Source organism: Polyangium sorediatum (genome assembly GCF_029946465.1).
In the GTDB taxonomy this organism is placed as follows: domain Bacteria; phylum Myxococcota_A; class Polyangia; order Polyangiales; family Polyangiaceae; genus Polyangium; species Polyangium fumosum.
This window is the reverse complement of the sequence record NZ_JARZHI010000090.1, coordinates 1-20,170: the sequence shown is the minus strand read 5'-3', so window position 1 is coordinate 20,170 and position 20,170 is coordinate 1. Positions and strand designations below refer to the sequence as shown.

The 20,170-nt window shown below is 67.7% G+C and carries 9 protein-coding genes and 1 pseudogene; 4 read left to right on the top strand and 6 right to left on the bottom strand.

Features of this window, described 5'->3' with window-relative positions:
- Position 1: 1 nt before the first annotated feature.
- The 3 genes from QHF89_RS44695 to QHF89_RS44685 form a co-directional block, all read right to left on the bottom strand.
- On the bottom strand, positions 2-886 hold the full coding sequence (locus QHF89_RS44695) for an Rpn family recombination-promoting nuclease/putative transposase (RefSeq protein ID WP_136967499.1): 885 nt from the start codon (positions 884-886) through the stop codon (positions 2-4).
- A 77-nt stretch (positions 887-963) separates the two neighbouring features.
- Positions 964-6,741 (bottom strand): NACHT domain-containing protein, encoded by a 5,778-nt coding sequence (locus QHF89_RS44690; RefSeq protein ID WP_136967498.1) that lies wholly within the window; start codon positions 6,739-6,741, stop codon positions 964-966.
- Between the two features lie 204 nt (positions 6,742-6,945).
- On the bottom strand, positions 6,946-7,689 hold the full coding sequence (locus QHF89_RS44685) for an SDR family oxidoreductase (protein WP_136967497.1): 744 nt from the start codon (positions 7,687-7,689) through the stop codon (positions 6,946-6,948).
- Positions 7,690-7,782: 93 nt separating this feature from the next.
- Between QHF89_RS44685 and sigJ the strand changes: the two genes are divergently transcribed.
- Positions 7,783-8,676 (top strand): RNA polymerase sigma factor SigJ, encoded by an 894-nt coding sequence (sigJ, locus tag QHF89_RS44680; protein ID WP_136967496.1) that lies wholly within the window; start codon positions 7,783-7,785, stop codon positions 8,674-8,676.
- Between the two features lie 504 nt (positions 8,677-9,180).
- Positions 9,181-11,109, top strand: coding sequence for a DOMON domain-containing protein (locus tag QHF89_RS44675; protein ID WP_284721761.1), 1,929 nt, complete (start codon positions 9,181-9,183; stop codon positions 11,107-11,109).
- Positions 11,110-11,463: 354 nt separating this feature from the next.
- On the opposite strand, the gene QHF89_RS44670 is transcribed toward QHF89_RS44675, so the two are convergent.
- Positions 11,464-12,909, bottom strand: a complete 1,446-nt coding sequence (locus QHF89_RS44670; protein ID WP_136967495.1) for an MATE family efflux transporter — start codon at positions 12,907-12,909, stop codon at positions 11,464-11,466.
- A gap of 70 nt (positions 12,910-12,979) precedes the next feature.
- Complete coding sequence (locus QHF89_RS44665; RefSeq protein ID WP_136967494.1) at positions 12,980-15,688, bottom strand: serine/threonine-protein kinase; 2,709 nt, start codon at positions 15,686-15,688, stop codon at positions 12,980-12,982.
- Positions 15,689-15,808: 120 nt separating this feature from the next.
- Here QHF89_RS44665 and QHF89_RS44660 point away from each other — a divergent pair, with 120 nt between their 5' ends.
- Both QHF89_RS44660 and QHF89_RS44655 read left to right on the top strand, forming a co-directional pair.
- Positions 15,809-16,318 carry a hypothetical protein gene (locus tag QHF89_RS44660; protein WP_136967493.1) on the top strand — a complete coding sequence of 170 codons (510 nt, stop codon included), beginning with the start codon at positions 15,809-15,811 and terminating at the stop codon, positions 16,316-16,318.
- A gap of 326 nt (positions 16,319-16,644) precedes the next feature.
- Positions 16,645-18,630: a DsbA family protein gene (locus QHF89_RS44655; RefSeq protein WP_136967492.1), complete on the top strand. Its 1,986-nt coding sequence runs from the start codon at positions 16,645-16,647 to the stop codon at positions 18,628-18,630.
- Positions 18,631-19,038: 408 nt separating this feature from the next.
- Here the strand turns inward: QHF89_RS44655 and QHF89_RS44650 are convergent.
- A pseudogene (locus QHF89_RS44650) lies at positions 19,039-20,170 on the bottom strand (hypothetical protein); the annotation flags it as partial.

The following is a 20,170-nucleotide window of genomic DNA, read 5'->3' as shown; positions in this document are numbered from 1 at the left end:
TTCAAGGAAAGCGACGCTCGCGCCGCAGGTGCGCGAGCAACGCTTCGAGCCCGGCTGCGTCGAGCGCGGCGAGCCGGGCTCGGCGCTCGTCGTCCATCTCGATGCCGAGCACGTCGCACGTGGCGACGATGCCCTGACGGATCCCCTCTTCGAGCCCCTCTCGGCGCGCCAGAGAGAGCGCGCCGCGCTCGTTCTGGATCGCCATGCCCGAGGCGATGTACGCGTCCCACTCCTCGCGCGTGAAGCTCGCCGTACGCGCGGCCTCCAGCGCTGCGACGAGCGGCGGGTGCTGGAGCGAAGGCGGGATCATCGTCAGGTTGCGCGCCTCGCGGAAGAAGTACGCCCACTTCTCGACGAGCGACTCGGGCTCGCGCGACGTGTCGTATTTGGGTAGTTCCAAAAAGACGAACTGGAGCTCGGGCAAGCCACGCACGCCGCTCGTCTGCTCCTGCATGCGCCACCGGCTGAGCATCGGGACCGACGCGCCGTCCTGCTTCGGCCAGAGCTCGAAGTCGCAAATGCTGATGCCGATGACGTCGTCGAGCTCGGGATAGTCGTCCCCCACTTCGAGCTGGTTCGTGTAGGCCTTCGCGACGTTGTAAACGACGCGCTTCTCGAAGGCCTCGACGTTGAGCACCTGCATCTCGACGACGTAGGTCGTGCCGCGCGCGTCGACGCACTTCACGTCGACGATCGAGTACTTGAGCTCGCTCACCTTGGGACGCTGCTCGGCCGGCAAGAACGAGACGTCCGTGATGCGGTGCGCGTGATCGAGGCCGAGCACGTCGTTCAGGAAGCCGATCAGCGCAGACTTGTGCTCCTCGGACCCGAAGATCCGCTGGAAGACGAAGTCGGTCTTGGGGTCGGCGAAGACGGGGCGGCTCATGGGGATCTTCTAGCGCGAGGTGTTCGTCGAGGTACAAGTGTCTTCGGGGCAGCCGAGATCATCCGTCTCCACGCCCATCAAGCGGAATGGAGGCGGAACCCGAAGAGGGTCGGGCCCCAGAGGACTTCGCCTGGTTCGAGCCGCCGTGGGACGAGGTGCTCGAAGTCCACGTCGGCGCAGGCGAGGATCAAGGTCGGCGGGGTCTTCACGACGAGGTGTTTCGCGACGTGCCAGGCCTCGATGGTGTTGTGGTTCGGGTGGAAGTTCCGTTCGCGTGGGAGGCTGGCAGCATCCATCGAGACCCGAATCAGGATCGTCTGATCCGGATCGGTGATGCGCTCGAAGGGGGTCGCTACCTCGCCGAAGATGCGGCCACCTCGTAGCTCACCATCGCGCGAGGCGTAGGTGAGCCGGATGCAGACCCACGCGAGGACACGCTCGAAGAACGCGGGGTCGGCTTCCTGTTCGAGCCGGGTTGGCGCCTGGAGGAAGGAGTCGAGTCTTGCCGTGTCGTCGTTCGGCGGCGGCTCTGCATGGGTGAGCCCGAGATGAGTCAGGACCGAGCGGATCGGGGTTTGCCGTTCGAGCGGGTAAGCAAGCGCGGGGGGCTCCGGGGAGAGGCTTTGTGCGCAGTAGAAGCGCACCCATTGGTAGGTGTCGCGGAGCAGCCGGTCGCGGAGCAAGTCGCGAGACGCCTCGTCGCCTCGAAGCGCGACAATGAATCGCTGACGGAGATGGTCTTCGGGCTCTTTACCATCTAGAAGACGCTGCCGGAAGGCTTGCTTGGTTTCGGAAGACCGATCGCTTTCGAGGACGCGCATAGCGATCCGGCGGATACTTTTCTCCTCGTCATCGAGCAAGGAACGAAAGTGCGTGAGCGCGTCGGGAACGTTGCACAATGCAACGGCAGCAGCCTCGCGCTCCTCTTGCTTCAACGATTCGAGCGCTGTGAGGATCCTGGGACGAACGTCCGCTCGCCGTCCGAGCGCTCGCATGGCCCCTCTTCGCACGCTCCCGTCTTCATCGTCAGGATGATCGAGCAACTCCACGAGGCGGTTATACGCCGGCGGATAATTTGCTAGCAACGGCGCAACGGCTGCGAGGAGCTGTGGGTCGTTCGACGCCAGATGCGCTTCCAGAATGGGATGTGCCTCCGGATCTTCGGCCAGGATGTTGCATGCGACATCACGCCCGAAACTGTGGTCGTATACCAACCAATGCGCATCGGCAGCATACTCGCGGAGTCGCTTTCGCAGCTCGATACGCTTACCGATTGCCGACAGGGCGATCCGCCTGAGCATGAATTTATCTTCTAGCGCGCATCTCAGAATGGTTTCCCTGGATTCCGGATCGCGTACCAATGGCCAAACAAGCGTTTCCCGGACATCATCGTCCGTCGTCGGCGAAGCGAAGAGTTCGCGGAGTTGCTGGCACTGTGCCGCTCGAGCAACGAAGTAAAGCCCCGCTGCTTGACGGACAGCCCATAAGTCCTCGGCGAGCCACGATCCAAGTTGCTCCTGTACGAGCTGCTCCTCGGGCAAGGCGCGGCAAACCGCCTCGACGATGCCGAAGCGGTTGTGCCGCACGTACGATAGAACGCGCTGGCGGCTCGCCGGATCCCGGGCAAGCGCCTTTACAGTCGCCACCCGGATATCCAGGTCCTCGGTCTCGTCCGAAAGGGCCTCGTGAAAGGCATCACGCGTCCTCGTGTTCATCTGGTCGGCAAGGCACTCGACGATGGAAGCCCGTATGAAACTGGAACGGCCACCGTTCGGGGTCCGAGGCGCCTTCGACCGCTGGAAATAGTCGCGGAGCCAGGCTCGTCCCCCTTCATCCTTGGCCAGCACTTGCACGAAGGAGCCGTGCAAGCGCTCCGGAGCGTCGTCGACGAACTGCATGATCCACACTCGCGCATCGTGGTCATCACGCAGAGCCGTGGCCGCAGCTCGAATTTCAATATCAGAGTCGGCGGTGAGGTGCTTTCGCAGATGCGGCCAGCAATCTTTCCAAATAGAAAGCGCATCGATGGCTGCGCAGCGTATGTGTATGTTCTCGTGCGAAAGAACTCCGACCAGCCGTTCTTTCATCGATTGGTCACCACGAAACACGCCGATGGCCGCAGCGACGATGAGCGGCTGCTGCTCGCGTCCCAGGAGAGCGAGGGCGAGGGGCTTTGCGGCCTGATCCTCGGCGAACACCTCAATTTCGACCCTTGCTACGTCCTGCTTTTGCAGCCGGCAGAGCAGACGCGCCCGCCATTGCGGAACGCTTGCGATTTTCCGGATGGTTTCCGCGCTGTCGACCCAAGATTTCGGCTGGTCGATGTACCGTTCCATGAGCGGCGCCGCCTCCCCATCCGGTGCGAGCACCTGGAGCAGCGCGTTACGCTTCCAGTGCCAATCGCCGGAGATGGCTCCCTTCGGTACCACCAACATCGTCTCAAGCTCACACCGGAAGGACGGCCACATCGTCTTGTCCGCAGCGAGCACAAGGGCCACCGCTGCCCGGACGGCATCTGCATCGTCCTGCTGAAAAGCGTCACGAAATCGACCCGCATGGACTGTCGATTCCGCTGCGCGTCGTGCAAGGACGTGGATCGTCGACCCACGTATATCGGCGGCATCGTCCAGCATTCGTTCACGAAGTTGGATCTCAGCGCCCCTGTCCCTCTCCAGCGCGCGCACAGCGCTCTGACGTACCGCATGGGATCGATCGTCCAGGAACCCACGGAGTCGAGGCCAATGTTCCTCGTATCTTCCAAGCAACTCGACGGCGACGGCCTGAGCCAACTCGTCTTTTCCGCTCGTCGCGGCAATGGCCTCGTCGACGTTCGGGCGTGCGCGCACGAGGGTCCGTGCCTGTCGATAAATCGTCGCCCACCAGACGGCTAGTCTCAGCTCGAAATCCCCCACGCCGAGCAGCCACGGTAGAAGCGCCGCCTCTGCCGCGGCATCCCCACGTGTCTCAAGGATCGCGGATAGCTCGCAGGTCAGCTCGTCCGTGCGGATGAGTCCACGCAGCACAGGAACCGCGCGCTCCATGGTGTCGAGGAGCGCGCGTTCTGCTGCCCCGAATCGACCGCTCGGCATCTGCATGCGACCTATCAGGAGGCGAATGACATCGATGCCTCGCACGCGGACGAACACGCGCACGCCGTCGCCGCCGTAGCCGATCGCGCGGAGCAGAAGCCGCAGCAGCCGGTGATCAGATCGATCACGCGCGGTGGCGTCCGCGAACGCCTCCTCGAGCGCCCGTGCACCCTGGATCGCATGCGCCATCGGGAGCACCTCCAGCGCGTTCCCCTCGACGAAGCGAGCCTCCGTCGCCCTGAGTCGCTCGCGCTCCCGCGCGAGGTCGATCGGAGCTTCCGCGGCGAGCCGTTCGCCGAGCGTCAGGTGGGAGAACCGATACTGCCGCGTGCCCTCGAAAAGACCCGTCTTCGGATAGAGCGCGCGCTGCTCGTCATCCCACGTCGCATCGTCGAACAGGACACGCGGGGCCCCTTCCATCGGTACGAGCACGCTCCGAGCAAACTCGACGAGCCTGCGCCGGAAGGGGGCACCACGACAAGCTTCCGGAAGTTGCTTCGCCCCTAAAAGGTGCGTGATGGCGTGTTCGTAGAGGTCGCCCAGCGAACCGGGCAGCCCGTGGTTCACGCGAAACAAGGTCGTCGCCAAGCCCAGCAGGACAGGGGTCTCCTGCCAATGTCGACCGTCGGGAAGCCCATCGAGCGCCTTGAAGAGGTCGTCGATGAAGGCGTCCTCCGGCGCCGGGAAGTATTGCCGTAGCATCCGCTCCGCTGCGATGCGCGGGAGGCCATGCAACGTCAGCTTCTTGCACCAGTCGAACCGCTTCTCGCTGAGCAGAGGTCGCGAGACCATGAGCACCCGCGCCCCCGGGTGAAGGCGGCTCATCCAATCGACGGCGTGCAAGTGCTCGGCGCAGCCCGACTCGTCCAGCCCATCGATCAGAAGCAGAATGCGCCCTTCACGAATCGCATCACGAATCAGATCCCGGAGGCCAGCGAGCCCCGGAGAGCTGAAGGGAGACAACCGAAGCCCCTCGAGGGCCTTCTGCGCCAGCGCGCCTTCCAGATCGTCCGCGAGGTCCTTGTACTTGGGCAGCTCCCCCAACCAGATGGGAACGGGTGATCCCACGTCCTTCGCTGCACGCTCCGCTGCGAGCCACGCAACCCGCCGCAAGAGCGTCGACTTCCCCGAGCCCGCCGCACCGACGATCAACGTTCGCGTCGAGAGCCCCAGCAGATCTTCCGAGGCGATCGTCTCTGTCGGCGTCTTCCACGGAACATGCGCGCGTCGCTGCGTCTCCTCCCGGATGGCCCCCTCCGCATCCCTCTGGACTTCGCCATCCCTTGCCGAGGAGGTGCCCGCCTCCTTCACGACGCCGGAATCCGTTACTTCGAGTTCGACGAAGACCTTGTCGAGCGAGTGCTCCTCGGTAGAGCCGGCGAGCCGGACTCGCCCGACCGCCTCACGCAGCCGATCGAGGTAGTCGGTGAGCGACACACTTGGCCCGCCCGATACCTCCACAGAGTTCGAGGCTCCACCGATCGGCCCTGGTTCCTCCCCGAACAAAGGTGGTTCCCACAGCGGTTGTCTCGTTCTATCTAGCCTCGCCAGCGGTCGCAGCTCTTTCTCGGCAATCGTGAAGATCTCGTGGAAGTCCCTCTGAAGAGCGCTTTCTGGCCCGTGCCGAAGGATCACCTCGTCGAACTCGGTGGGCCTCCGATTCCCGAAGTCGACCTCGTATTTACCGTTCACCTTCCGTCGAACGTTTTCCTTCGTCAGGGTTGCTCTGCGAGGGGTTATTCCGGGCCCGTTCCGGACCAGCGCAAGGAGCGCTCGATTGAGCGCCGACGCCCGCAAAGAGTTGAGCCCCTGCCCCTGGTAGCAGAGCGTCACTTCGGTATCAGTCCGCAGCGTGAGTGCCTGCTGGACCGACGGGAAGTCCAGCTTCGCATACCGTTCATTCAACAAGTCGACAGCCGCATCATGACGACCGCCATTATCGACACCACGAGCTTCCTCTTCGATGTCGCGAACCCTCGCTCGAAACGTGTCGAACCCCTCCTGCACGGAAAGCTGCCGAAGGATCTGATCGTGTCGAAAGTCGAGAATCCGAATACGAAGAGCGTCGACCAACCCACCATCACCGCATCCCGAGACGAGATATCGCCTCGGTGCTTGAGTAAAGTTTTCTTGGTCCAGGTCGTCCTTGCGCCAATAGGATCTTACCGGAAGCTCCTCGTCGTGCTCCACCCCGAACCCGACCGCGAGGATGATCGCGGAGAACTTACCACGCCCCCCGCCCCCGACTTTGCATGACCATTCAAGCGAACCACCCGGTTGATACTCGATGGTCGCGACGCCACGAATGTCCTGCGATGGCTGTTCGTGTTGCTTCCAAGCCCGATCGAGCTGCCGGACGACATCATCGGCGAACGCGGCTTGCCAGTTCATGAGCGGCAGATTGGCCCGCTCCTCAAGAGCCCCATCGTCAGGCCAGTCGTACACGTGGGGATGCACGTACCGGTGGGTCCCGCCGCGTTGCAGGGCAAGAAACGTCTGCGCCCGCTCCAGGACAGTCACATCCCAGCCGAGATGCCTTCCAGCGGCCGCAGCCATGAGCCCCGCGGCCCCGCCCCCGACAACCGCCACCTTGGCCCCGCGCTGAATTTCTCCGCTGGTATGCAGCGCCCATACGAGGTTCAGCGCGCGCACCTGCTGCGAGTACAGCGTGACTCGACGCTCGAAACAGCCGAGCACGTGGTAAGCGGGCCACCCAGAGACCCGCGTATACTTCAGGAATCGGACCGCTTCCTCGTTCGTGCCCATCGTGCTCCCGAGCCTGCCGCAAACGCTTTGCGAGAAGGCTCCGGGGCATCTTCGGCGGCACGCACCAGCGCCTTTAGGAGGACGGGAGCGTATGTGGGCCCACGGATGGCGTCAAGCCATGGAGCTCGACACCCACCCACGCAGTTCGTCCTCCCTCCCGATGCAAAGCCCGTCGCACGTGGCGAGGATGCCCCTGCCGTCCCCTCACCCCCGCGCGAGCCAATCCTCAAACCGACGCGCGCCCATCCGCGCCCCCGTGCCGGGCGTCAGCGACTGGTCATCGATCTGCGCACCAAAGTACCCAGCCGCGGCATCCGTGACGACCTTACGCGCATCCTTCTTCGCCGCGATCCACCGGCGGCCGAGCTCGTCGCACCCGAGCGCCTCGGGGCCAGCGATCTCGACCATCCCATTCCTGGGCGATTCTTCCACGACGGCCGCCAGCGCTGCCGCCACGTCATCGGCCGCGATCGGCTGCAGGAGGGCCGGCGTCAGCGTGACCGTGCCCTCCTTCGTCCCAGCATCGACAATCGCCGAGACGAACTCGAAGAACTGCGTCGCGCGCACGATCGTGTACGGCACGCTCGCCGCGCGGATCGCCGCCTCCTGCGCCACCTTTGCGAGCATGTACCCGCTCGTCGGCAGGCGCTCGGCGCCCACGACGGAGAGCGCCACGTGATGGCGCACGCCCGCGGCGACCTCGGCCGGCAGGCACACGCGGGCCGCCTGCTGGAAGAAGCTCATCACGGCATCAGCCTCGAACGACGGCGAATTGACGACGTCCACCACGACCTCGGCGCCGCGCAGGGCCTCGGCGACGCCGGCGCCGCTCAAGATGTCGACGCCCGTTGACGGCGACGCCGGTATAACCTCGTGCCCCTTCGCGCGAAGGATCCCGCAAAGCTTCTTGCCGATGAGCCCGCTCCCCCCGAACACGACGACCTTCATGACGACCCTCCGGGTTCCTGCATCCCGATCGGATGCGCTGTTGCGAGGGGGACCGGACAGCCCCTCGCCCTGTGACAGGTCCACGCAAAAAAAGTGACAGCGCCCCAGAGCCACAAACCTCCGCCGCCAGCCGCCGACCCGTTCGTCGCGCTCCGGCCGCGACTCCTCGGCCTTGCGTACCGGATGCTCGGCAGCCGGGCCGAGGCGGAGGACGTCGTGCAAGACACGTGGGTCCGCTGGCAGACGACCGACCGCGCGGCCGTGCAGGACCCGACCGGGTTTTTGGTCACCGCCGCCACGCGCCTCGCGATCAACGTGGCCCAGTCCGCGCGTGTCCGCCGCGAGGTGTACGTCGGCCCCTGGCTGCCCGAGCCGATCGACACGAGCCCCAGCGCGGAGCTCGGCGCCGAGACGCAGGAAGGCCTCGCCTTGGCCGTCCTCGTGCTCCTCGAAAAGCTCTCGCCCACGGAGCGCGCCGCGTACGTGCTGCGCGAGGTGTTCGACTACCCGCACGAGGCGATCGCCGGGATCCTCCAGCTCACCGAGGCGAACGTCCGACAGCTCGTCAGCCGCGCACGCAAGCACCTCGCGGGCGAGCGTCGTGCCCCGGTCGACGTCGAGCAGCAGCGGCGCCTCCTCGAAAACTTCATCACCGCCGCGCAGACGGGCGACCTCTCCGCGCTCGAGCGCCTCTTCGCGGCCGACGTCGCGTCGTACACGGACAGCAACGGGCAGGCGCGCATGGCCGCCCGCGTCCCGGTGCACGGCCGCGAGCGCGTCGCGAAGCTCGTCTCCGGCGGCGCGAACGGGTTCTGGTCGGGCCTCACCCTCACGTGGCTGGAGACGAACGGTCAGCCGTCCGTGCTCCTCTGCCGGGACGGCGCCGCGTTCGCGCTCGCGTCCATCGACGCGTCCGCCGAGGGCATCGAGCGCATCTACTGGGTGATGAACCCCGAGAAGCTCGTGGCCTTCGGGACGCCACGATGAATCCGCCCCTTTTCGCCTCGTGGCCGGCGTAAGCCACGCGCCTCGCGCTCTCCTCTCCGTCTCCAAACGCTCCGCCCCCCTCGCGTCACGGGGACGCGCGCGTCTCCAAACGTTCCAACACCCTCGCGTCACGACGACGCGCGCGTCTCCAAAGCTTCGAACCCCTGCGCGTCACGGTGACGCGCGCGTCTCCAAACGTTCCAACTCCCTCGGTCCACGACGACGCGTGGGTCTCCCCTCCTTCGAACACCCTCGCGTCACGACGACGCGCGCGTCTCCAAACGTCCCAACCCCCTCGCGTCACGCTCTCCCGTCCCCCTTCGAACGTTCGAGCCCCCTCGCGTCACGATTCTGCCGCGCCGGTCGGAATGTTCTGCCCCCTGGGCACACGATTGACCGCCTCCCCGGGGGGGCATCGGCCGGGTATCTTCGCGGGAACAACCATCCTCGCGGGGCCTCACACCCGGTGAACAAAGGTCCCCTGCCCCCGTCCATACCCTGCTCATGACGCCCTACCGCGCTCGCCTTGGCTCTGCCCTCACCGCCCTCGCCGTCCTCGCGGGGGCCACCTTCGCCACCTCGCCCGCGGCCGCCGAAGGGTCGGCCGTGCGCGCCGCGCTCGTCGAGACCAAGTCCATCAAGCTCGACGGCGTCCCCAAGGAGTGGCCCTCCCTGATGGCGCTCTCGTACGCCACCAAGGGGCAGCCGTCGAAGGCGGACCTCGAAGCCAAGGCGGCCCTCTCCTACGACGCCACCAGCATCTTCGTCGCCGTCGACGTCACCGACGACGCCCTGCGCGGCGGCGGCGGCGACCACGTCGTCCTCACGCTCGGCTTCCCGGGCGGCGTCGTGCACGAGGTGCTCCTCTACCCCGGCGACCCCGGCAAATCCCCCGGCGCGGCCAAGACCAAAGACGGCAAGGCCATCACGGGCGCCAAGGTCATCGAGGCCCCGCGCAGCGGCGGCTGGACGCTCGAAGCGACGATCCCCTGGACCGCCTTCCCCCCCGCCGCGACGACCCGCGTCGGCCTGCGCGGCGCGATCCACGTGCACGACGCCGACGCCGGCAGCGCCATCGAGTCGTCGATCGGCACCGCGCCCTCGACGAAGTACGAGTCGCTGCCGCCCGTGTCGATCGAGAGCGAGCAAGCGCTCGCCGAGGGGCTGCTGAAGGAGAAAAACGTCCGCGGCGCGCCCAAGTTCAACCTGATCGCGGACGTCGCAGGCGACTCGCTGAAGGAGCGCGTGCTCGTGTGGGATCGGTACCTCGTCGTCCTCGGGCCGACGTTCCGCAAAGGCACCGAGTACTACTGGAACGACCTCAGCGTCGACGTCTCCGCAGGCATGTTGCCCTCGTTCGAGGCGCGGGATCTGACGGGCGACGGGCAGGCGGAGATCCTCCTGCGCAAGCGTCTCGGGACGCCGAAGAAGTACCGCGAGTATTTGCAGGTCTTGCAGTTCGGGAAGTCGGACGTGCCGACGACGTTGTTCCAGCGCGAGATCGCGGTCGTGACGGAGAAGGGCGCGGTCGAGAACGAGGTTCGCTTCGACAACGACGGCGCGAAGGTGGCGATCACGATCCTGCCCGGCAAGGCGAAGGAGTTCCACGCAGGGAGCTACAACGAGGGGCGCGAGAACACGATGGATCCCGTGCTCCTGCCCTGGGAGACGATCGCTTCCCAAACGTACAAGTGGAACGGCAAGGCCTTCACGAAGGCCGGCGAGACGACCCAAGCCGCGACGCCTCCGCCCGCCGCAGCATCCAAGCCGTCCGGCGAGACCGTGAAGCCCGAGGCGCCCAAGGGCCCGAGCGCAGGTGAGCTGCTGGAGCAGGTCTACGCGCTCTACAAGAAAGAGCGGAGCGTGACGGGCAAGGCGCGGTTCAACGTGTCCGCGGATGTCTCAGGCGACAAACAACCCGAGACGATCCTGCTGCACGATCGAGACCTCGTGATCTTCGGCAAGGGCTTCAAAGCAGGCACGGGTTACTCGTTCCTCGCGCTCTCGCAGTTCACGAAAGGCACGGACATCACCGAGATCAGCGCGATGGATCTGACCGGCGACGGCAAAGCCGAGATCATCGTGCAAGGCACGCTGCACGCAAACGCCTCCCCCGAAGCAGGCGGAGGCACGGTCGATCGCGACGTGTTGCTCGTCTACAAGATCGAAGGCGAAGGCCTGAAGCGCGTCTTCGCCGCTGAGATCGGCCGCGCCATCGGCAAGAAAAAGGTGAGCGGCGCCCACCGCTTCGTGAAGGCTGGCAAAGGCGTCGAGATCGAACTCGCCTCCGGCAAAGCCACCGAGTGGACCGCCGCGACCTACCCCTTCACCCAGGACACGAGCGCCAACGGCGGCATCGAGCCGCTGCTGCTCCCCTGGAGCAACCTCAACCCCGTTCGGTACCGCTGGACCGGCTCGGCGTTCGGCCGCTGAGCTGAGCTGAGGCGTCGCCGCCGGGGCGCTGCCCCGGACCCCGCGGGGGCTGTCCGCCCCTCGACCCGGACCAGGCACAGCCTGGACCGGGGGTGGAAGAACTGCGCGATGCGCAGTTCTTCCAACGGGCCGGTGGCAAGACCGCAAAGGTCGTCGCACGCAGCGGCACATTGCCGGCGAAGACGTCAGCGCTGCCGTCTTGGTGGGCAGGGTCGTGGGTGGTCTTGACCCTGGCTGTTCGATGAACTGCGCGGAGCGCAGTTCATCGACCTGGGTCCAGCCCCTGGCTGGTCCGGGTCCAGGGGTGGACAACCCCTGGTCGGGTCCGGGGTGAAACCCCGGCGCGACGCTCCTCTACAGAGCGATCTTCTTCCAGTCGCCGCTTCGGAACTTGAAGACCATCACAGCTGCGAGGAGCAGGGCGTAGACCACGCCGGCGGTCCAGATCCCCATCAGGCCGAAGTCGAGCGTGATGCCGAGCAGCCAGGCGAGGGGGACGAGACAGAGGAAGTGGAGCACGAGCTCCACGAGCATCACGAAGCGCGTGTTGCCTGCGCCGAAGAGGGCTTGCGTGAGGATCATGCCGATCGCGATGATCGGCGTGCAGATGCCCATGACGCGCATCGGCCCGAGGGCGACGTCGCGCACCACTTCGCTGTGGGAGACGAAGGCCAGGATTTGCGGGGCGAAGACCGCCTCGCAGAGACCTACGACGCCGAAGATCAGGAGACCGAGACGCACCGACGTCCAGCCGAACGTCTCGGCTTTGTCGCCGTTGCGCTCACCGAGGGACTGCGCGACGAGCGTCGCTGTGGACGTGCCGAAGGCGAGGCAGGCGGTGAACGTCAGCTTGAGGACGCCGACGATCACGGTCGTCGCGGCTCCGTTGACTGGCTCGGCTTTGCCGCCGGGGCACATCGCCGAGACCACGCCCATCGGGTGCACCTCGTCGAGCTTGCCTGCGATCATCGCGAAGAGCGCGAAGCCTGTCATGACGGCGATGGTGGCCACGCCGCTCGGGATCGAGAGCCTCAGGATCGACCAGGTCAGCCCGCGGTCGAGGTTCTTCCAGCGGAACGGGGCGTAGAGCTTCCGGAACTGCGGCAGGAGCGCGTAGCCGACCATGATCGCGAGGCCGACGTACGTGGAGGCGAAGCCTGCGATGCCTGCGCCTGCGATGCCCATCTTCGGGATGCCGAGCGCGGCGTTGCCGAAGATGAGCAGGAAGCAGAGCACGATGTTCAGCGCGTTCATCGCGACGGCCGAGACGAGGTGGATGTGCGTCTTGCCGATGCCGTCGAAGAAGGCCTTGAAGGCGAACGTCGTCGCCATCGAGGTCACGCCGAGCAGGCGCCAACGCAGGTACTCGTCTGCGGCCGTGCGAGGGCCCTCGACCTTGATGATCGCGCCGAGGATGTACGGCGAGGCGAAGTAGCCGATCGCGGAGAAGAGGATGCCGGCGACGAGCGCGAAGAGCGCGGCGTTGAAGAGGACGGCGCCTGCGTCTTCGTGGTTCTTCTCGGCGAAGCGGCGGCCGACGAAGGCCTGCGTGCCGACCGAGATGGAGGAGAGCGAGCCTCCGAAGAGCCAGAGGACGATCAGCGACGGGAGGAGCGCGGCTTGCGCGTTCGACGATTCTGGGCAGGGCAGCCGGGCGAAAAAGACGATGTCGATCTCGTTGACGACGCTCTGCGTGAGCATCGCGCCGACCGTGGGGAGAGCCAGCTTGAGAATGGCTCGGTGCGGTGGGCCGGAGGTGACCACGTTTTCGCCCACGGCGGGCGGAGCAATCTGGGCCATCGAGTGTGCGCGGTATACAACGTGACGGCGCGCGATCGAGCAAAATGAGCGGCGCTGGGGCGCCGGGCGGCTACTTCGTCTTGGCCGCCGGCTTCGAGCCCTGCCCGCCTTCTCCTGCCTTGGACGCCATGCGGGTCTTCTTCTTGCGCCTCAAACGAGCTTGCTCGTCCTTGTCCTTCGAGGCTGGCTCGGCGTGGGACGGCTCGGTCGGCTCGGCGTGCGCGACGTCGCCGGCGTGGACGACTTTGTTCGCTCCGGCGGAAGCCTTGTCGCCCGAGGCGGGCGTGACGCTCGGCTTGTCCGCCTGCGCGACCGCGGCGATCATCTGGCTGCTCGCTGCGGCCTCCTTCTTCGAGGCGCGCTGCGACGGGCGCGGACGGGCCCGCGTGGGCGGAGGCGGCTCCGGGTCGGCCGAGATCGGCACCTCGGCGAGCTGAAGCGGCTCGGGGGCAGCCGCGGGCTCGGGGACGGCCGCGGGCTCGGGGGCAGGCGCAGAAGCGGGGGCGGCGGCGGGATCGGCCGCGGGGGCGGCGGCGACCGTCGCGGGATCGGCGGCAGGCGCAGACGCGGGCGCGGGCTCGGCCACGATGGCCGGCGCGGGCGCCGGCGCGGACTTCCAGGCGACGGGGATCATCGCGCCGATGTCCCTCGCCTTGCCGGCGAGCAGCACGGTCGCGAACGCCATCGCGGCGGCGAGGGCGGCAAAGCCCGCGGTCCTGCGGCGCCGGCGCGCGCGCACCGGGGCGCCGAGGGCCAGCATCGCGGCCTCGCGCATCTCGGCGGCGGTCTGGAAGCGCAGGCCGGGGTGGCGCGAGAGGGCGCGCATGACGAGGTCGTCGACGGCCTCGGGCAGGCGCTTGCCCGCCGCGCGATCCCGCAGCCGCTCGGGGCTGCCCTTCATCTTCGCGTCGACGATCACGGCGGCGCTCGCGCCCGCGAAGGGGAGCGCGCCGGTGAGCATCTCGTAGAGCACGCAGCCGAGCGCGTAGAGGTCGGCGCGGCCGTCGACGCGGCCGCCGGCGGCCTGCTCGGGCGCCATGTACTCGGGCGTGCCGAAGAGCGTGAAGCCGGCCGCGACCGCGTTGTCGCCGCCCGGCGCGCCGAGGAGCGCCTCGCCGATGTCGTCGGGCGTGTGCGCGAGGCCGAAGTCGAGGACCTTCACGGTGCCGCTCTGGGTCAGGAAGACGTTCGCGGGTTTGACGTCGCGATGGACGATGCCCGCGGCGTGCGCGACCTCGAGCGCGCCGAGCACGCGGATCACGATGCGGAGCGCGCGTTGCCAGTCGACCTCGCGATCCCGGGCGATCAGGGCTTCGAGTGTCTCGCCTTCGAGCAGCTCCATGACGCAGAAGAGGCGGCCGTCCGCGGCGCGGCCGAAGTCGTGGAGGTCGACGAGGCCTTCGTGCGAGAGGCGCGACATGGCGCGGGCCTCGTGGCGGAAGCGCGCGGCAAACTCGGGCGAGGCGCCGTGCTCGGGGGCGAGGATCTTCACGGCGACGCGGCGCCCGAGATCGACGTGCTCGGCCTCGTGCACGACGCTCGTCGCGCCGCCGCCGATCTCGCGGACGAGGCGGAGACGCGTGCCGGGCAAGAGGCCCTCTTCCTCGGCGGGAAGGGCCTGCGGCGCCGCGGGGCGGGCCTTCTCCTCGAGGGCGGCCTCGAACGTGGAGCGCGCGCCGGTGACGAGGCGCGCGAACTCGCGGCGGCTCTTCGCGGGCTCGCTCGGGAAGAGCGAGTGCATGAGGTACTGCGTCCGCGCGCGCACGCCTCGCTCGCCGCCAGGCAAGGGAGGCGCCGCGCCGAGGAGCTTGGCGAGGTCGCGCGCGGCGACACGCGCCATGCCGTACCGCACCTCGCGATCGAAGGCCGTGAGCTTCGCGAGGAGCGTGTCGAGCTCGGGCGGCGCGCCGATCTGCGCGGCGATGGGCGGGAGGTTCTGCGCGTTCCGCGCGACGGCCGCCATGTGCACGGCCGCGTCGCCCTGCAAGAAGCGCCGGCCCGCGCAGAGCTCCCAGAGCATCACGCCGAGCGCATAGACGTCGACACGCGCGTCGCCGGTGTCGCCATTGGCGACCTCGGGCGCGACGTAGCCGGGTTTGGCGAAGACGACGCCGCTCACGGTGCGGCAGCGGCGGTTCATGCCGCGCGCGGTGCCGAAGTCGATGATCTTCACGTCGCCCGCGTAGCTGACCATCACGTTCTGCGGGGAGAGGTCGCGGTGCACGATCGCGAGCGCGCGGCCCGAAGGATCCTTGCGCTCGTGCACGTGCGCGAGGGCCTCGGCGATCATCGTGGCGACCGCGACGGCCTCGGACCAGCCGACGCGATACCCGAGCGCATGCGCGCGCCCGCGCACGTCGCCGAGGCTCTTGCCCTCGACGTGCTCGACGACCGCGTACGGCTCGCCGGTCTCGTCGTCGAGCGAGGCCTCGAGGACCTGCGCGACGCCGGAGTGCTGGAGCTGCGCCTGCACGCGGGCCTCGTCGAGGAAGCGCGCGATGAAGCTCGGATCACTCGCGTGATCACGGCGAATGACCTTCACGACGACGGGCCGCTCGGCGCCCTCGATGCCCATGGTCGACGCGAGGTAGACCTCGCCCATGCCGCCGCGCGCGATGCGACGGAGCAAGAGATACCGGCCGAGGACCCGCGGGAGCTCCTCGCCGGGCCCCGCGCCGGCGCGCTCGTCGTCGTGCCCAGCGGCGAGCTCCGAAGCACGCGTCGCCTGCGCCGCGCCGTCCGCGCCGGCGCGATCCATGTCGAGGGGGGCAGTCGCCATGCCCACACGCTAGAAATGTAAGACAAGGTGGGCCAATAATTCGGCATCTGGAGGGCTCGACTTGGGTGGAAGACCGCAGGCAATTGCCGCAGGCCCTCCGGTCGGCTATGAATGGGTCGGATGTTGCGGTTCGCGGTTCTTCGTGCGCTGGCCGTCGCGGCGATCTTCGCCGTGGCTTGGCTCGTGCCGCTCCGCGCACACGCAGCGATCGTGCCGACTTGTGACGATGGGGGCTCCGCCGCGACAAGCGCGGCTCCCCCAAACCCCCCCGAAGATTGCTCGGCGCCGCTGGATCAAACGGACGAAGTCGATCCGGAGATCGCGGCGATGTGTGACGAGCGCGGCGCCACGGCGGTCGCGCCAGGGCGGATCCACCCAGAGACCGACGCGCGCATCGACGCGGGGGTCTCGTGTGACGGGACGGAGTTCGGTCCGGCCCTCGGTCCTTCCCACGGCGAGCAGAACCCCGTCGCGTCGTTCTTCGCGACCGTACCGGACGCCATGCTTTCGGCGTCCTTCGATCTCCGACCGGCCTACGCCGTCGAGCTCCCGGCGTACCCGCCGGTGGAGGGCGCCCCGCTTCGGGGTGTTCGCCGAGAGATCGATCGTCCCCCTCGCCTTTCGTCGTAGTCGTCGTCGCGCGGGATCGCGCGATGACGACGGGCCGTTTTGATCGCGCGCGCGTGCCAAGGGCGTGCGCGTGGCGAGCTCCGACGGCCTTCGAGACGGAACACGAAGAGGAAAAACTCGCGCATCGGCCCTGCGCCCCTTCTGGTTGAAGGCGGGGGGGCGCCGCCGGTCCGCACGTGTCACGGCAGCGTCGTTCGAAAGACGACGCTCGAGATCGTGGATTTTCGCCCCGAAGGACATGCGTCGGGGCGATCGGGGTGTCGGCTCTCGCGGCGCGAAAAGGAGCGTCACGCGGGCAGCACCGTGTCGAAAGAAAGAGAAGAAACATGAACAAAGGAACCGCCATCGTCGGCTTCCTTCTCTGCTTCATGGCAGGGATGGCGCTGATGTGGGGCATCGATCGCGGCGCCGGGGGCCACACGGCCAGCGCCGAGGCGACGCAGGAGTTCGTCGCCGGCGGGACGTGGGATCACAGCGACGCGTCGGTCCCCGTCTCGTCGAAGGATCCCACGTGGGGCAGCCCGAACGCGCCCGTCACGCTGGTGCTCTTCAGCGACTTCGAGTGCCCCTTCTGCAGCAAGGTGGAGGCGACGCTGACGCAGCTCCGCGAGGCGTACGGCCCGCAGAAGCTCCGCATCATCTGGAAGTCGAACCCCCTGCCCTTCCACAAGAACGCGCGTCCCGCGTCCGTCGCGGCCGAGACCGTGTTCCGCATGAAGGGCCCCGAGGCCTTCTGGAAGTTCCACGAGGTGGCGTTCCAGAACCAGCGCGCCCTGACGCCCGAGAACTTCGAGCAGTGGGCCACGCAAGCAGGCGTGGACAAGGCCAAGTTCAAGGCCGCCTACGACAAGCAGGAGTTCGCCGCGAAGGTGGACGCCGACCTCGCCGCCGGCAAGGCCGCGGGCGTCTCCGGCACGCCGGCGTCGTTCATCAACGGCATCCTGCTCAGCGGCGCGCAGCCGATCGACAAGTTCAAGCAGGTGATCGACGAGCAGCTCAAGGCCGCCGACGCCGCGATCAAGGCCGGTACGAAGCCGGAGAAGGTCTACGCCAAGCTCTCGCAGGAGAACAAGGCGAAGGCGCCCCCGCCGGCGAACCGCGATCAGGCGCAGCAAGAGGACAAGACCGTCTGGAAGGTGCCCGTCGGCACGTCGCCCGCGAAGGGCCCCGAGACGGCGCTCGTGACGATCGTCGAGTGGTCCGATTTCCAGTGCCCCTTCTGCAGCCGCGTGGTCCCGACGCTCGACGAGGTCGTCAAGACCTACGGCGACAAGGTCCGCCTCGTCTGGAAGGACAACCCGCTGCCGATGCACCCGCGCGCCGAGCCGGCCGCGGAGCTCACGCGTGAGGCCCGCGCCCAGAAGGGCGAGGCAGGCTTCTGGGCCGCCTACGATCTGCTCTGGAAGAACCAGCAGAAGCTGACCGACGACGATCTCCTCGGCTACGCCAAGGAGCTCGGGCTGAACGTCGACAAGGTGAAGACCGCGATCCTCGACAAGAAGTACCTCGCCGAGATCACGGCCGACCAGGACCTCGCCGACGAGCTCCAGGCGAGCGGCACGCCGCACTTCTTCATCAACGGTCGCCGTCTCGTCGGCGCCCAGCCGATCGAGAAGTTCAAGGCCGTCATCGACGAGGAGATCAAGAAGGCGCAAGACCTTCTCTCGAAGGGCGTCGCGGCGAAGGACCTCTACAACGAGATCATCAAGGACGGCAAGACGCCGCCCCCGCCCGAGAAGAAGACGGTCGATGTGGCCCCCGCCGACTCCGCCTGGAAGGGCAGCGACAAGGCGAAGGTCGTGATGCAGATCTTCAGCGACTTCGAGTGCCCCTTCTGCAAGCGCGCAGAGGACACGGTCGCCCAGGTCGAGAAGGCCTACGGCGACAAGGTGAAGATCGTGTGGCGCCACAAGCCGCTGCCGTTCCACAAGAGCGCGATGCCCGCAGCTCTCGCGGCCGAGGAGGCCAAGAAGCAGAAGGGCAACGAGGGCTTCTGGAAGATGCACACCGCGCTCTTCAAGGGCGCCGGTACGCCGGACGCGTTCGCCCGCACGACGCTCGAGAAGTACGCGGAAGAGCAGGGCCTCGACCTCGGGAAGTTCAAGTCCGCCCTCGACTCCGAGGCGCACAAGAAGTTCATCGAGAGCGAGAGCGCCGTGGCCGACAAGGCCGGCATCAGCGGTACGCCCGGCTTCCACATCGCAGCCGCCGGCAAGACGGAGGGCTACTTCATCAGCGGCGCCCAGCCGTTCCCGAAGTTCAAGAAGCTGATCGATCTCGTCATCAAGGAGAGCGGCGCCGCAAAGAAGTGAGCGGTCCGTTTTCCTGACAATCGATGAACCACCACGAGGGGGCCTCACCGCCCCCTCGTGGCTTTTTGTGGCCGTTGCGCCGGGGCGCTGCCCCGGACCCCGCGGGGGCTGTCCGCCCCTCGACCCGGACCAGGCACGGCCTGGACCGAGGCGGAAGAACTGCGCGTTGCGCAGTTCTTCCAACGGGCCCGTGGCAAGACCACGATGGTCGTCGCACGCAGCGGCACATTGCCGGTGGAAACGTCAACGCGGCTGTCTGGGTCGGCAGGTCGTCGCTGGTCTTGAACCTGGCTGTTCGATGAACTGCGCACCGCGCAGTTCATCGACCCCGGGTCCAGCGCCTCGCTGGTCCGGGTCCAGGGGTGGACAACCCCTGGTCGGGTCCGGGGTGAAACCCCGGCGCAACGCTCAACTGCGCTTCTTGTGGCGGCCTTCTTGTTCCCACCAGAGGACGTAGCGGACCTGCGCGGCTTCGCGTTCGTCTTCGGGGAGGTCGTCGTAGTAGCCGAGATCTCGGCCGACGATGGGCGCGAGTTCCTCGGCTGCTGCGCGGCGGATTGTGGGCGATCCCGAGAGGAGTGCGTCGATGAGCCACTCGACGCGGTTGCGTGCGGCGTTTGTGGTCCACCAGGCGTCCCACTTGCGTGCGTCGCGGCGGAAGTCGTGCCGCGTGATGTGTACGAGCGCGCGGTGGGCGGCGTCGACGAGCTCGGCGGTCGTCTCGCCGAGCGTTGCGATGAGCACGGGGACTGATTTCGGGATCAAGAGCTCGCCGAGGGTCTCGATGGCGAGCAGGCGCCGGCCTGCGCGTTCGGTGGAGGTTCGCGCGAGACGCTCGAGGGTCGGGAGGATGGGCGCCTCGGTCGCGGGGCCTGCGGTGATGAGCGCTGCGGCTGCGCGACGCGCGACGCGACGAACCGGGGCGGCTTCGTCGAAGAGACGCACGGAGACGGCTTGCGCGCTCTCGGGGTACACGAGCTCGCCGAGCAGGTGCGTCGCCCAGAACCGCACGTCGGGATCGTTGGCCGTGCTGCGCACGGCGAGGAAAGGCACGGCGGGGCGGCCCATCGCGACGAGGAGCGCGAGCAGAGGGCCGCTGCGGGAGGCGAGCGGGAGCTCGGCGCCTCGCGAGAGCACACGCGGGTCGATGCGCAGCGGACCCGGGAAGCGGGCCATGATGGCCTGCATCGCGGCCTCGCCGAGACGGACGAGATCCTTCTGCGCTTCGCCGTCTTCCGTGCCGGCGTCGAGGAACCGCTGCACGAGGGTGACGGGATCCAGACCCGCGGCGCGTGCGCGGCTCGGGAGCGTGCTGCCTGCGGGAGCGACGTTCCAGTCGGCGGGCGGAGCTGCGCTGGGCTCGTTCGTGGCCGGACGGCGGGTCCACCCATCCTGCGGCGGTCCCGGGATCGTCTCCGGCGGGCCTGGCGTGTACTTGTCGCCGCCCGGGGGCGGGACGCGCACGGGCGGCGCGGGTGTGGCCGGGGTCGGGGGGACGTCGGGCGGGGGCTCGCAGGCGTCGGGCGGGGGCGCGGGCGCA

Coding starts and splice junctions, on each gene's coding strand:
- QHF89_RS44695 (WP_136967499.1), bottom strand. CDS start 886: ATGAGCCGCCCCGTCTTCGCCGACCCCAAGACCGACTTCGTCTTCCAG.
- QHF89_RS44690 (WP_136967498.1), bottom strand. CDS start 6,741: ATGGGCACGAACGAGGAAGCGGTCCGATTCCTGAAGTATACGCGGGTC.
- QHF89_RS44685 (WP_136967497.1), bottom strand. CDS start 7,689: ATGAAGGTCGTCGTGTTCGGGGGGAGCGGGCTCATCGGCAAGAAGCTT.
- QHF89_RS44675 (WP_284721761.1), top strand. CDS start 9,181: ATGACGCCCTACCGCGCTCGCCTTGGCTCTGCCCTCACCGCCCTCGCC.
- QHF89_RS44670 (WP_136967495.1), bottom strand. CDS start 12,909: ATGGCCCAGATTGCTCCGCCCGCCGTGGGCGAAAACGTGGTCACCTCC.
- QHF89_RS44665 (WP_136967494.1), bottom strand. CDS start 15,688: ATGGCGACTGCCCCCCTCGACATGGATCGCGCCGGCGCGGACGGCGCG.
- QHF89_RS44660 (WP_136967493.1), top strand. CDS start 15,809: ATGTTGCGGTTCGCGGTTCTTCGTGCGCTGGCCGTCGCGGCGATCTTC.
- QHF89_RS44655 (WP_136967492.1), top strand. CDS start 16,645: ATGAACAAAGGAACCGCCATCGTCGGCTTCCTTCTCTGCTTCATGGCA.